Consider the following 13,858-nt stretch of genomic DNA (forward strand, 5'->3'; position numbering starts at 1 on the left):
GACACTGGTCGCGAGTCCCCTCACAAGGAGAAAGCGATGAAGGCGTTCGTCCTACCCTCGTACGGCTCACCCCTCGTCCTGACGGACCTCGACCAGCCCGTTCCCGGCGACGGCGAGGTGCTGGTCCGGGTGCGCGCCACCTCCGTCCAGCCCTACGACTGGCACTTCCTGCGCGGCGAGCCGTACGTCGCGCGCGTGATGGGCGGCGGCGGCCCCGGGCTGCGCCGGCCGCGGTTCCGCGTCCTGGGAGCCGACGTGGCCGGGCAGGTGGAGGCGGTCGGCAGGAACGTGACCGGGTTCAGCCCCGGCGACGAGGTGTACGCGATGCCCAAGCAGGGCGGCTTCGCCGAGTACGTGTGCGTGCCGGAGAGCGAGCTGGCGCCCAAGCCGAAGAACATCTCGTTCGAGGAGGCGGCGGCGGTGCCGATGGCGGCCGGCACCGCCCTGCTGGCCCTGCGCGACGACGGCCGCGTCCAGCCGGGAGACCGCGTCCTCGTCAACGGGGCCTCGGGAGGCGTGGGCACGTTCGCGATCCAGCTCGCCAAGGCGTTCGGCGCGCACGTCACCGGCGTGTGCGGCTCCAGGAACGTGGGCCTGGTCCGGTCGCTGGGCGCGGACGAGGTCATCGACTACACCAAAGAGGACTTCACCCGGAGCGGGCGGCGCTACGACCTGCTGCTGGACATCGCGGGCAGCCGCTCCGGCTCCGCCTGCCGCCGGGTGCTGACCCGCAAGGCGACCCACGTTCTCGTCGGCGGCCCGCCCGGCCGCTGGTTCCAGCCCGCGAGCCACGTCTTCGCCACGCTCGCGGCGGGGCTGTTCGTGTCCCAGCGGGTCGTGGTGACAGAGGTGGTGCCCTACCCGGAGACCAAGCGGAACCTCATCACGCTGGCCGAGCTGATCGAGAGCGGCGAGATCCACCCGGTGATCGACCGGACCTACCCGTTCGCCGATCTTCCGGCGGCCGTCAGCTACCAGGAGGAGGGTCACGCATCGGGGAAGGTCGTGATCTCCATCTGAAATCATGACCGAATGGACACGTCGCGCCTGACGGCCTACAGCACCGTCTCCACCTCCCTGGCCCTGCGCAGCGACCTGGAGATGGGCAGGCTGGTCGCCCGGGCCGAGCCGCTCGGCCTGGGCATCGGCGGGAGATCCGCGCTGCTGGAGGTGGACGGGACTCGGGTGTTCGTGAAGCGGGTCCCCCTCTCCGACAGGGAGCTCCTGCCGGAGAACCTCCGGTCCACCGCCAACCTCTTCGGGCTCCCCGCCTACTTCAACTACGGCATCGGCAGCCCCGGCCTCGGGCCGTGGCGCGAGCTGGCGGCGCACGTCATGACCACGAACTGGGTGCTGGCCGGGCAGTATCCCGGCTTCCCCCTCATGTACCACTGGCGGGTGCTGCCCGACACCGCGCCGCCCATGCCCGAGCTGCTGTCGGACGTGGAGCGGACCGTCGCCTACTGGGGCGGCGGCCAGGAGGTGCGCGACCGCCTCGACGGGCTCCAGCAGTCGTCGGCCAGTCTCGTGCTGTTCCTCGAACACTTCCCGTACAACCTGCACGAGTGGCTGGACGCGCAGGTGCGGGCCGGCGACGACTCCGCGAACCTGGCGTGCGAGCTGGTGGCGCGGGAGCTGGAGGCGGGCGTGTCCTTCATGAACGCCCACGACCTGCTGCATTTCGACGCGCACGCCCTGAACGTCCTGACCGACGGGCGGCGCCTGTACTTCGCCGACTTCGGGCTCGCGCTCTCTTCCCGCTTCGACCTGTCACCGGAGGAGAGCGACTTCTTCGACCGGCACCGCACGTACGACCGGGCCTGCACGCGTACGCATCTGGTGCACTGGCTGGCCGCGGCCTTCTACGACCGCGGCGGGGACGAACGGGACGAGCTGGTGCGCTCGTGGGCCGAGGGCGAGCCGCCGACCGGCGTACCGGAGGCCGCCGCCGCGATCCTCGCCCGCCACAGCCCGCTCGCCTCCGTGATGGGGGACTTCTACCGCGTCCTCCAGCGGGAGAGCCGGCAGACCCCGTACCCGCTGGAGAAGATCAAGCCTCTTGTCGAAAATCTCACATCGTAGAATGATTTGTCTTAGAAAATAAGATATGGCCTAAAGTCTCCATGCATGACACCTTTGGAGATGGTCGCGGTGCTCGCGGCCGGGGTCGCGGGCGGGGGCATCAACGCCGTCGTCGGCAACGGGTCGCTGATCACGTTCCCCACGCTGCTGGCCGTCGGCCTGCCACCCATCACGGCGAACGTCTCCAACAACATCGGCCTGGTCCCGGGCGGCATCACCGGCGTCATGGGCTACCGGCCCGAGCTGAAGGGGCAGCGGGAGCGACTGCTCAGGCTGGCCCCGGCCTCCGTCGTCGGGTCGCTGGCCGGCGGGCTGCTGCTGCTCACCCTGCCCGAGAGCAGCTTCAACGTGATCGTGAGCGTGCTGATCGCGATGTCCTGCGCGCTGGTCCTCATCCAGCCCAAGCTCAGCAGCCTGCTGGCCGCCCGTCCCGGGCGCGAGCACGGCGGGCCGTGGCTGTGGCTGGGCACGCTCGCCGCCGGCGCCTACGGCGGCTACTTCGGCGCGGGCCAGGGCATCCTGGTCATCGGGCTGATGGGCATCATGCTGGACGAGAAGCTGCAGCGCATCAACGCGGCCAAGAACGTGCTCGTCCTGCTGGTCAACTTCACCGCCGCCGTCCTGTACGCCCTCGTCGCGGACGTCGACTGGCAGGCCGTGCTGCTGGTGGCGCTGGGCTCCACGATGGGCGGCTTCCTCGGCGCACGCGTGGGGCGCAAGCTGCCCGCGACGATCCTGCGCGGCGCGATCGTCTGTATCGGCGTCGTCGCGATCGTCAAGCTTCTCGCTCAACCGTAATGTCGATATTCGGACGGAAAGTACGACAGGATCATCCGGTGAGTTATCGGATTATCCCCCCGTTCGTCGCTTTGCTCATGGTTTCGGCCTGCGCGCAGCAGGCACCGGCCCCCGCACCCAGCACTCCCCCTTCGACCGCCGCCGCCGCGAGCCCGAGCGGGACGCCCGAGGACACCCGCCCGGCGCTGGCGGAGACGCGCAGTACCATGACCCCCGACCTCAAGGTCGAGGTCGTCGGGCTGAACCGGGTCAAGGCCAAGCATCTGGTGGCTCAGCTCAGGCTCACCAACACGGGAGCGGACAAGGACCTGCCGTGGACGGGCGAGATGGGCGACAACACGCGCCCGCTGGGGCAGATCCGCTGGGCGTCGGGCATCGGCGTGCTCGACGCGCCGGCCCGGGCCTGGATCCTGCCGTACAAACCGGCCGACTTCCCCTGCCTGTGCAGCGACCAGGACCGCGACGGCCTCGGATACTTCATCGATCCCGGCGAGTCGATCAACGTGTACGCCGTCATGCCCGCCCCCTCCGGCAACCCCGCCGCCGCCACGGTCGTCACCCCGGTGGGCCCCCCGATGCCCGACGTGCCGATCAGCGACGAGTCGCCGGTCACGCCGCCCGGCATGACGATCCCCGATCCGGACGCCGAGCCCGTCACCACCGTCGTCCGCCCGCTCGTGACCCCGTCGGAGTCGCTGGACGGATCGGAGGAGACGGCCGACGACGGCAAGGATCTGCAGATCAGCCTCTCCGCGGACGTGCTCTTCGCGCTGAACAAGGCGACGCTCACCGCCAAGGCCAGGGCCGTGCTCGCGCGCACCGCCAAGCTGGTCGACGCTTCGTCCGGCTCGTCCGTACGGGTGGAGGGGCACGCGGACTCCTCCGGCAACGACGCCATCAACGACCCGCTCTCGACGCGTCGCGCCGAGGCCGTGCGCAAGGCGCTGTCCGCGCTCGTCACCAGGCAGGGCGTCGGCTTCCAGGCCAAGGGGTTCGGCTCCCGCCGCCCGCTCTACGGCAACGACACCGACGAGGGCAGGCGGCGCAACCGGCGGGTCACGGTGACGTTCGCCAGGCCGCAGGCCGCCGCGGCCGAGCAGCCGGCCACTCCGGCCGCGACCGACGCCCCGGGCGCGACCGGGCTGACAGGCACGGGGAAGGCGGACGGCCAGCCGATCTCCATGAAGGTGACGGGGCTGCGCCGGCTCACCGGCGGCCTCGGGCTGCTGTCCTACCGGATCAAGAACGACGGGTCCTCCGAGGCCTGGTTCAACGAGTTGCACCGGGCGCAGGACTGGATGTCGTTCAAATATCGTGCGGCCTTCAACGTGCGGCTGACTGACGCTGCCGCCAGGAGGCGGTACCTGCCCGGCCGCCTCCAGGTGCCGGCGGAGGGCGGCGGCGTGGACGCGTACTGCGCCTGCACGGACGTGTCCGGAGTGCGGCTCAGCACCACGAAGTTCGGGCCGGGGGCGGAGAAGGAGTTCTGGGGGCTGTTCGAGCTGCCGGACGGCGCCACGACGATGAGTGTCAAGATCGGGAGCTTCCGCGACCTCCAGGTTCCTGTGCATTGACGCGCTCCCCGGCCTGAAGGCCGGAGCACTGCCGACGATTCCGGTAGCCGCGCTCAACCGGACAGCCCCAAGAAGAAGGCGACCGGGACCATCGCCACGACCAGGGCGGCGGCCCACCACCGGGGAGCGGGGCCGTCGCGCAGCACGGCGACGCCGAGCGGCACGAACGCGACCGCCAGCCCGGCCAGCGCGACCAGCGAGATCGGGTCGCTGCTGCCCTTGAGCACCCCCAGCGGCAGCCCGGCCGCCAGCGCCAGGCAGACGCACCGGATCACGCCCAGCGCCCTGGCGCGGTAGGCGCCGACGGCGAGCACGACCCAGCCGGCCATGATGCAGACGTTGACCGCCTTGAACACGTGGAAGGCGCCGTAGGTCGCGCTGACCGCCTTTTGGGCCGATGCCAGGCCGAGGGTGTCCACCAGGTGGAAGGCCAGGTGGCTCACCCCGGCGTGGAAGACCCGTCCGAACAGGCCGAGGATCACCAGCGTCGCGCCCCATTGCGCCCAGCCGGGGTGCGACCTGCCGATCAGGCGGGCCAGCGAGGTCACGGCGGGCCACAGGAGCACGATCCCGGCCGCGTACAGGCTGTAGGACAGGACCATCCGCTCCGGCCGGGCGGCGTAGGCGGCGAGCTGGTCGGGGAAGAAGTCGCCCGCGCCGGCCCGGATGAGCACCCCGGCGAGCAGCAGCGACGGGCCGAGCACCAGCCCGGCGCCCTCGACCCAGCGCCCGGGAGTCGTGTGCGTGATCGTCATGCCACCGATCCAAGCGGCGGGCGCGCCCGCGCACACGGGCGCTGCCGCGAGAACCGGAGGTAGAGCCAGGACTACCCCGGCTCCCGAGAGGGGTAGTCTGCGTAGTTTTAGTACGACCGAATCCTGCGACAGAAGGGACCAGGCCCGTGCTCGACGATGCCGGCCTCCAGGCACTGCGCGAAGCGGCGCGCCTGTCTCCGGACAACCTCCCGCTCCGTCGGCATCTCGCCGAGCAGCTCCTGGCCAAGGGCTACCTGGCCGACGCCGAGGCCGAGTTCCGCTCCGCGCTCCTGCTCGCGCCCAAGGACCCGGACATCTCGACCGGGCTGGCGGAGGCGTTCGTCCGGCAGAGCGCCCACGGCGCGGCGCTCTCGGCGCTGGAGCCGTTCCTGGCCTCGCCCGGCTACCCGCCGCGGATGGGCGTGCTCGCGGCCAGGGCGCTGCTCGGCGAGGGCGACTTCGGCCGGGCGGCCTACCGCTACCACGAGGCGGTCTCCCGCGACCAGTCCGTGGCCGACCCCGAGCTGGCGGCCCGCCTGAGCACCCCGCCCGCCCCGTCCGTGCCCGCCTCATCCATGCCTGCCCCGTCCGTGCCTGCCTCGTCCGTGCCCGCGCCGCCCGCGCACCACGCGCCGCCGGTGGACTCGCCCGCCAGTGCGGAGGTGGAGAGGTCGAAGGTCACCTTCGCCGACGTGGCCGGGATGGACGCGGTCAAGGAGGCGCTGCGGGTGAAGCTGCTGCTGCCGCTCCAGCAGCCCGAGCTGTTCGCCGCGTTCGGCAAGCGCGCCGGCGGCGGCGTCCTCATGTACGGCCCGCCGGGAGCGGGCAAGACCCACCTGGCCAGGGCCGCGGCGGGCGAGCTCGGCGCGGCGTTCGTCAACGTCGGCCTGTCCGACATCCTCGACATGTACATCGGGTCGAGCGAGCGCAACCTGCGCGCCACGTTCGACCTGGCCCGCCGCAACCGCCCGTGCGTGCTGTTCTTCGACGAGGTGGACGCGCTGGCCGCGCGCCGCTCCGACATGCGCCAGGCCCACACCCGGCAGTTGGTCAACCAGTTCCTGGCCGAGCTCGACGGCGTCGACCAGGACGCCAACGAGGGCGTCCTGGTGCTGGCCGCCACGAACGCGCCCTGGTACATCGACGTGGCCTTCCGCCGCCCCGGGCGGTTCGACCAGCTCGTCTTCGTGCCGCCGCCCGACGCGTCGGCGCGCGCGGCCATCCTGCGCCTCCTCTGCCGCGACAAGCCGCTGGCCGAGATGGACTTCGACGCGGTGGCGCGGATCACCGACCACTTCGTCGGCGCGGACCTGAAGGGCGTGGTGGACCGCGCGGTCGAGGCCAAGCTCCATCAGTCGATCAGCGCCGGCCGGCCCATCCCGATGACCACGAACGACCTGCTGACCGTCGCCCAGGGCACCAGGCCCACGGCGGTGCGCGAGTGGCTGGCCACCGCGCGCAACTACGTGCTGCACGCCAACGAGTCCGGCGCGTGGGACGAGCTCATGCCCTGGATCAAGGGCAAGTGGTGAACACGCACGACTCGATCCAGCGGGCGGCCACGCTGCTGCAGATGCGCCGCCCCGCCGACGCGGAACGGGAGCTGCGCGGCGTGCTCGCCGAACAGCCCGACCACTTCACCGCGCACTCGCTGCTCGGCCTGGCCCTCGTCCAGCAGGGCAGGACCGCCGAGGGCGTGTCCGAGGCGGAGGAGGGGGTACGGCTGGCGCCCGACCAGTCGTACCCGCACTACATCGCCGGGCAGGTCTACCTCCGCATCCAGCGGCCGGACCTGGCCGTCACCGCCGCCAGGACGTCGCTGTCGCACAACCCCGAGTCGGCGTCGACCTGGGAGCTGCTGACCCGCGCCCACCTGCGGCTGGGCCAGCACCGCGAGGCCGTCGGGGCGGCCCACCGCGGGCTGGCCATCGATCCGCAGGACTCGGACCTGGTGAGCCTCCTCGCCCTGGCGCACGTCGAGCTCAGGGAGGTGGAGCCGGCCAGGGCCGCCGCCGCGGACGCCGTACGGCTCGATCCGGAGAGCTCCACCGCGCACCTGGCGTACGGGCACGCGGCGCTGGTCTCCGGCGACGCGAAGACTGCCGCCGCGGCCTTCCGCGAGGTGCTCCGCCTCGACCCCGGCTTCGACCCGGCCAGGGACCTGCTCGTCACGGCGCTCAAGCAGCGCAACCCGCTCTACCGGATCCTGTCGAACCTGCGCGGCCGGTTCCTGGGCGGCTGGCGGATGGTCTTCCTGCTGCCCGCGGTGCCGCCGCTCATCGCCGTGTTCGTCCTCATCGCGGTGCTGCACTGGGCGGCGTGGGTGGCCGAGGCGGTGACCGTGCTGCGGCTGGCCCGCGCGAAGGCGACCAAGCTGCTGTTCGAGGGCGTCGAGGCCCGCGTGGCCATCGCGAGCTGCGCGCTGCTGGCCGCCGGGGTGGGCGTGCTCGCGCTGGGCATCGCGCTCGGCCACGACGCGCTCAGCACGGCGGGTGCCGCGGTCATGGCGCTGGTCACTCCGGTACAGGAGGCCACGCACACGGGCTCGGCCCGCGGGCGCCGCGTGCTGTACGGCTGGGCGGGGCTGCTCGCGGTCGCGATCGTCGCTTCCGTGATCCTCGGCTCGCCGGGCGGCGCACTGCTGGCCGTGTACGCCGGGCTCGGCACGATCTGGCCGGCCGCGGGCGTACGCCGGTTGTTCCCCGCTCCCCAGCGGTAGCCTCCCCAGTGAACCTCGCCCCCGGCGCGTCGGTGGCCGTCGGCTTCACCGCCGACGGCCCGGCGAGCCGGCCCGCCAACGCCGCCTGCTCCTGACCCTTCCCATCGTCGCGGGCGGACGCGCTCCCGCCCGCGGCCCTCGAACGAGCGCCTGCCCTGCGATCCACGACCGAGCACCGCGGGGCGAGCGCTCGCCTTCCTATCCCGCCCTTCCTCACACCCATGCCATCCCAAAGGTCAGCACCCCCTACGGCGCGAAGGAGGGTTGACCCCGGCTCGCACGTAGTGGATAACGGATTCCGACAAAGGGAGTAAACCTCCACTGTTACGGAGACCCGATGGCAACCGCGGCTTCTCCCGCACTGGTCGGGCGCGACACACAGTTGCGGCTGCTCAACGGCGCCCTCACGGAGCCGCCCTCCGTCATCCAGGTGCAGGGCGAGGCGGGCATCGGCAAGACCAGGCTCGTCAGGGCGGCCATCGACCCGCTCCGGGAGGCCGCCCGCGACGGCGAGCGGACCGTGCTGCTCGGCCACTGCCACCAGATCCGCGAGCCGCTCCCGTACGGCCCGGTGCTCGACGCGCTCCGCAGCGTCGCCCCGGCCCTGCCGCCCCAGGACCGGCTCAGCCCGCTCACCGGCGTCCTGCGCGGCCACCTGCCCGAGCTGGCCGGCCACCTCCCGCCCGCCCCGTCGCCTCCGGCGTTCGACGATCCGCGGGCCGAGCGGCACCGGCTGTTCCGGGCGGTCCACGCGCTGCTGGCCGCGGCCGGTCCCGTGGTCCTCGTGGTCGAGGACCTGCACTGGGCCGACGACGGCACGCGTGACCTGCTGCGCTTCCTCACCGACCAGCCGCCCGACGGGCTGGCGCTGGTGGTGACGTTCCGGAGGGAGGAGCTGCCGGTGCCCGGGCTGCCGTTCGGGCACGCGTACCGGCGGACTCCCGGGGTGCGCGGCGAGGTGATCGCGCTGACCCCGCTCGACGTCGAGGGCGTGCGCAGCCTCACGGGCGCGCTGCTGGGCGGGCCGGCGCCGACCGCCGAGTTCGCCGCCAAGCTGCACGAACGCACCGCGGGGGTGCCGTTCGTGATCGAGGAGGTGGTGCGCTCGCTACTCGACGACGAGGGCCGCCTGCCCGAGCCGGACGAGCTCGACCGCATGGCCGTGCCGCTGCTGCTGCGCGAGGCGATGGCCGAGCGGCTCGGCGGCCTGTCGCCGGCCGCGCTGCGCGTCGTGCGCGCCGCCGCCGTCCTGGGCCTGCCCGCCGACGAGCCCCTGATCGCCGCCGTCTCCGCCTCCGCCCTGTCCGAGCCCGGACTGGGCCAGGCGCTGGAGGCCGGCGTGCTGCTCGAACACAAGGACGGCCAGTACGGCTTCCGCCACGCCCTCGCCCAGCAGGCCGTCTACGACACGATCCCCGGCCCCGAGCGCCGGCAGATCCACCAGCGGGCCATGGTCGCGCTGTCCGGGCTCGACCTGCCGCCCCTCGTCCAGCTCGCCCACCACGCCCGCCGCGCCGGCGACTACGCGGCCTGGCAGCGCCACGGCGGCGCCGCCGCCGACCACGCCGCCGCGCTCGGCGACATCCCGCTCGCCGTCGAGGTGCTCGAAGGGCTGCTCGCCGACCCCAAGCTTCCCCGCGACGCCCGGGGCCCGCTGGCGCTCAGGCTCAGCAGGGTCGCCGCCATCGGCCTGTCCCACCGCCGCGTCGTCCGCATCCTGCGCCGCCTGCTGTCGGACGACTTCCTGTCCCCGCACGTACGCGGCCAGGCCCGGCTCAACCTGGGCGTGCTCCTGTCCAACCAGGCGGGCGCGGTCGCCGCCGGACGCCAGGAGATCCTGGCCGCGCTCCCCGACCTGCACGACAGCCCCAACCTGGCCGCCCGCGGGCTGGCGCTGCTGGCGATGCCCGCGTGGGGCGACGAGCCGCTGTCCCTGCACCGGGAGTGGATGGTCCAGGCGGAGAAGCTCCTCGACGACCACGACCCCGAGCTGACCGCCGCCGTGCTGGCCAACAAGGTCAGCCTCGCCATGATGGTCGGCGCGCCGGACGCGTTCGAGCTGGTGGACGCGCTGCCGGTGAACGACCCGGCCCCGGCCGTGCGGCGGCAGGTGGCGCGCGGCTACTCCAACCTGTACGACGCCGCGGTGGCGCTCGGGCACTACGCGGCGGCCGAACGGTTCGCGGACCAGAGCAGGCGCATCGCCGAGGAGACCGGCGCGCTCTACCCGGAGTTCCTGGTGGAGATGTCGTCGATCCGGCTCGACCTGCTGACCGGCCGCTGGCAGGGCCTGCGCGAGCGGGCCGTCGCCGCCGTGGAGATGACCTTCGAGGCGCCGCTGCTGGCGGTGGACGCGCGGCTGACCCTCGGCATGCTGGCCCTGGCCAGGGGCGAGTGGGACGAGGCCGGCGAGCACCTGGAGGCGGCCGGCGTACGTGACCTGGACTCGGGCTTCCTGCCCGTCGCCGCGGCGGCCTCCGGGGGGCTGGTGGAGCTGCACCTGACCCGCGACTCGCCGGAGTCGGCGCTGCGCGAGGCCGATCTGGCGGTGGGCAGGCTCCGGCGCAAGGGCGTGTGGGTGTGGGGCGACCAGCTCGTGCCGGCCGCAGTCCTCGCGCTGCTCAAGGCGGGCAAGCGCGGCGCGGCGGCCGACCTGGTGGCCGAGTTCGGGGCGGGGATCGAGGGCAGGAACGCGCCGTCCGCGGAGGCCGGGCTGGACGCCGCCCGAGGGGCGCTGGCCCTGGACGCGGAGGAGGCGGCCCACCACTTCGCCAGGGCTCACGGCGCCTACGAGGCGATGCCGCGGCCGTACGACGCGGCGCGGGCGGCCGAGTCCGAGGGAGGCGCGCGGTTCAGGCTCGGCGACCGGGAACGGGCCGCCGACCTCGTCGCCGGCGCGGGCGAGCGGTACGCGGCGCTCGGCGCCACCCACGACGCGGCCCGCTGCCGCCACCTGCTGCGCGAGATCGACCCGACCGGGGCGCGGCGCAGGGGCCGGCGGGGCCGCAGCGGGGTGCTGTCACCGAGGGAGAGCGAGGTGGCCAGGCTGGTCGCGCTCGGCCGGACGAACAGGGAGATCGCGGAAGTGCTGTTCCTGTCGCGCCGCACGGTGGACACCCACGTGGCCAGGGTGCTGCAGAAGCTCGGCGTCCGGACGCGGGCGGACGTGCGGGAGCCCCGGCCGGACGACCGGCCGGGGCTCGTGGAGAGCTAGACGGTGATGCTCCAGGAGTCCAGGAAGCCGGTGTCACCGGCGTAGACGTCCTCGATGTCGAGCACCCAGGTGCCCGCCGCCTGCTGGCTCACCGGGACGGAGAACGTCCTGGTGCCGTACTGCGTGCAGGTCGTGCCGCCGTACCTGTCGACCGCGTACCAGGTGCCGCTCGGCCCGCGTACCCAGATGTCGAGGTCCTCGGCGCACGTGTGGCTGATCGTGATCGAGATCCGGACCGGTGAGGTCGCGGTGCCCGTCGCCGTGGAGGTGATCGAGCTCTGGGTGTTGTTGAAGTCGGTGATCGAGTAGTTGGTGCCGTTGGTGAACGTCCGGCCGCCCGAGGTGCTCTGGACGGTCAGCGCGTACGTCGCCGTGTGCGTGGCCGTCACGCCGGTGCCCGTCACCGTGACCGTGTAGCTGCCGGCCGGGGTGGTGGGCGCGGTCGAGATCGTCAGCGTGGACGAGCTGCCCGAGGTCACCGACGCCGGGCTGAAGCTCGCCGTGGCGCCGGTCGGGAGGCCGCTCGCCGACAGGTTCACCGTCTGCGCCGTGCCCGCCGTGGTGGCCGTGCCGACCGTGGACGTGGCCGCCGAGCCCGCCTGCACCGTGCCCGACGTCGGGCTGAGCGAGATCGAGAAGTCACGCGTCGGCGGGGTCGAGCTGACGGTGAGCGAGTACGTCGCGGTGTGGGTCGTCGTGCCGGTTCCCGTGACCGTGATGCCGTACGTGCCCGCCGCCGTCGACGAGCCGACCGAGAGCGTCAGCGTCGAGGAGCCGCCCGAGGTCACCGACGAGGGGCTGAAGCTCGCCGTGGTGCCGCTGGGCAGCCCGGACGCGCTCAGGCTCACGGTCTGGGCGCTGCCGGAGGTGGTCTGCGTGCCGACCGTGGCCGTCGCCTGGCCGCCGGGCGCCGCGCTGCCGGAGGTCGGGCTGAGCGAGATCGAGAAGTCGCTGGTCGACGTGCCGCACGCGGGCTCGCCCGACGCCGCCGCCACGCTGATCGCGCTCCACGCCGCCTTGGTGGTGTTGCACTGGGCGCTGTTGGCCCCGAACAGCTCGATCGCGGCCGCGACCGAGGCGGCGCGGACGTTGGTGTACCGCCAGGACGAGGTCTTGCGGGCCAGCGCGCCCATGAAGATCTTGCCCGCGTCCTGGACGCCGACGCCGGTGACCGACGAGGGGCCGCCGGAGCAGATCGGGCTGGACGGCTTGCCGCCACCCGGGTTGTTGCCCTCGGCCAGCAGGTAGAACCAGTGGTTCAGCGGGCCTGCCGCCGCGTGCACCTCGGTGCCCGGGATCGAGGAGGAGTAGCAGTTCGGGTCGCCGAGCGCGCTCGGGTTGTACATGTTCCGGATCGGCCCGTCGCCGACCAGGTCGACCTCCTCGCCCACCAGGTAGTCGGCCGGGTCGTTGGGGTTGGCGGCGTACGCCTCGGTCAGGGCGCCGAAGATGTCGCCGGTGGCCTCGTTGAGCCCGCCGTTCTCGTTGCCGGAGCCGGCGCCACCCGGGGTGGTCTGGAAGATCGCGTGCCCGAACTCGTGCGCCACGACGTCGATCGGGGTCGCCTGCCGAGTGTTGGCCTGGTTGTGGCCGAAGTTGGTGTAGCTGCCGTTCCAGTAGGCGTTCACGTCGGCGAGCCCGACCCGCACGGGGAAGCCGCGGCCGCTGCCGTTGATGCCGTTGCGGCCCAGCCAGTCACGCAGCATGTCCCACTCGCGCTGCACGCCGTAGAGCGCGTCCACGCAGGCGGTCTCCAGGTTGGTGCCGGAGGCGTTGCCCCACGCGTCGTCGGTGCCGGTGTACGCGCTGCCGTTCTGGCCGCCGCACTGGATGCCGGGCCTGGTCCCGTCGGTCATCGAGTACGAGCTGCCGGAGCCGCTCGTCTGGATGGTGACCTGGCCGTAGTAGTAGCCGTTGCCGGTGCCGGCGCGTACGAGGTCGTACGAGTCGGCGATCTCGCCGGTGCGCGCGTCCACGAACACGTGCTGGATGCTCGGCTTGCCCTCGGCGATGCCGCTGACCATGGCGTCCCAGGTCAGCCTCGGCTTCTCGCCCCAGGTCAGCACGACCAGGCGGGGCGCCGCGGTGTCGTCCACGCGCGAGAGCTTGGTCCTGGCCACCTCGGTGGCCCGCTCGGCGCTGACCGTCGCCCTGGTCGGCACGTCGCTCGGGCTCGGTCCCGACGCCGCGGCCGTGTCCCTGACGTTGCCCGCCGCGTCGGTGACCACGACGGCGTCGCCGCCGACCACCGGCAGGCCCTTGTATGTGCGCTCGTACGACACGTAGTACATGTCGGCCGCGCCCGGGGTGACCGCCACGCGGCTGTAGGCCTCGTCGGGGCCACGGGTCAGCTCGTCGAGCTGGCTGGAGATCGCCTTGTCGGCGACCTGCGCGGCGAGCGAGGCGGGGTCACCCGCGCGCGCCGTCTGCTGCTGCTGCGGTGCGGCTCCCGGAGGGGCGGCGTTCGCGGGCGGCGTCTGTAACGCCAGAGTCGTGGCCGTGGCCACGCCGACGACCGTCGCGAGTAAGGCTTTGCGTTTCACGCTGTGCTGCTCCTTTCGACGTTCTCCCACGGGATCGGCGCGCTTCGTGAGCGCACGACGGCCCGCTCGCCGCACGGGGATCGCCTCGGCGGCGGGATTGCAGGGAGATTGGGGGGTGGGAAGCTAGCAGTGCTGTTGCGCCTTGATGTCGCGACGCTAAACGGTCACTCCCG

Annotated in this window: 9 protein-coding genes; 7 read left to right on the forward strand and 2 right to left on the reverse strand. The window is 72.9% G+C overall.

The features are described 5' to 3' along the window. The first annotated feature begins 36 nt into the window (after positions 1–36). Genes ACIBQ1_RS25100 through ACIBQ1_RS25115 form a run of 4 tightly spaced genes read left to right on the forward strand, consistent with a single transcriptional unit; the run spans position 37 to position 4,454 of the window. A complete protein-coding gene (locus ACIBQ1_RS25100) occupies positions 37–1,020 on the forward strand; it encodes an NAD(P)-dependent alcohol dehydrogenase (protein ID WP_397281126.1) in 984 nt (327 codons plus the stop codon). 12 nt (positions 1,021–1,032) lie between these two features. Then, positions 1,033–2,082, forward strand: a complete 1,050-nt coding sequence (locus tag ACIBQ1_RS25105; RefSeq protein ID WP_397281128.1) for a protein kinase family protein — start codon at positions 1,033–1,035, stop codon at positions 2,080–2,082. A gap of 45 nt (positions 2,083–2,127) precedes the next feature. Continuing rightward, positions 2,128–2,880 carry a sulfite exporter TauE/SafE family protein gene (locus ACIBQ1_RS25110; RefSeq protein ID WP_397281130.1) on the forward strand — a complete coding sequence of 251 codons (753 nt, stop codon included), beginning with the start codon at positions 2,128–2,130 and terminating at the stop codon, positions 2,878–2,880. Between the two features lie 38 nt (positions 2,881–2,918). After that, complete coding sequence (locus ACIBQ1_RS25115) at positions 2,919–4,454, forward strand: OmpA family protein (protein WP_397281132.1); 1,536 nt, start codon at positions 2,919–2,921, stop codon at positions 4,452–4,454. 53 nt (positions 4,455–4,507) lie between these two features. Here the strand turns inward: ACIBQ1_RS25115 and ACIBQ1_RS25120 are convergent, their stop codons facing one another. Then, complete coding sequence (locus ACIBQ1_RS25120; protein WP_397281134.1) at positions 4,508–5,209, reverse strand: hypothetical protein; 702 nt, start codon at positions 5,207–5,209, stop codon at positions 4,508–4,510. A gap of 146 nt (positions 5,210–5,355) precedes the next feature. On the opposite strand from ACIBQ1_RS25120, the gene ACIBQ1_RS25125 reads away from it, so the two are divergent. From ACIBQ1_RS25125 to ACIBQ1_RS25135, 3 genes are all read left to right on the forward strand, one after another. Next, positions 5,356–6,741 (forward strand): AAA family ATPase, encoded by a 1,386-nt coding sequence (locus tag ACIBQ1_RS25125; protein WP_397281136.1) that lies wholly within the window; start codon positions 5,356–5,358, stop codon positions 6,739–6,741. Beyond that, complete coding sequence (locus tag ACIBQ1_RS25130; RefSeq protein ID WP_397281138.1) at positions 6,738–7,928, forward strand: tetratricopeptide repeat protein; 1,191 nt, start codon at positions 6,738–6,740, stop codon at positions 7,926–7,928. Before ACIBQ1_RS25125 ends, ACIBQ1_RS25130 begins: the two co-directional genes overlap by 4 nt. Before the next feature lie 337 nt (positions 7,929–8,265). Beyond that, a complete protein-coding gene (locus tag ACIBQ1_RS25135; protein WP_397281140.1) occupies positions 8,266–11,142 on the forward strand; it encodes an ATP-binding protein in 2,877 nt (958 codons plus the stop codon). Here the strand turns inward: ACIBQ1_RS25135 and ACIBQ1_RS25140 are convergent. Then, entirely contained in the window at positions 11,139–13,685 is a 2,547-nt protein-coding gene (locus ACIBQ1_RS25140) for a M4 family metallopeptidase (protein WP_397281142.1), read from the reverse strand. The two genes, ACIBQ1_RS25135 and ACIBQ1_RS25140, sit on opposite strands and share 4 nt — an antisense overlap. Between the last annotated feature and the right edge of the window lie 173 nt (positions 13,686–13,858).

The sequence above is a fragment of the Nonomuraea sp. NPDC050153 genome, assembly GCF_044460125.1.
In the GTDB taxonomy this organism is placed as follows: Bacteria; Actinomycetota; Actinomycetes; order Streptosporangiales; family Streptosporangiaceae; genus Nonomuraea.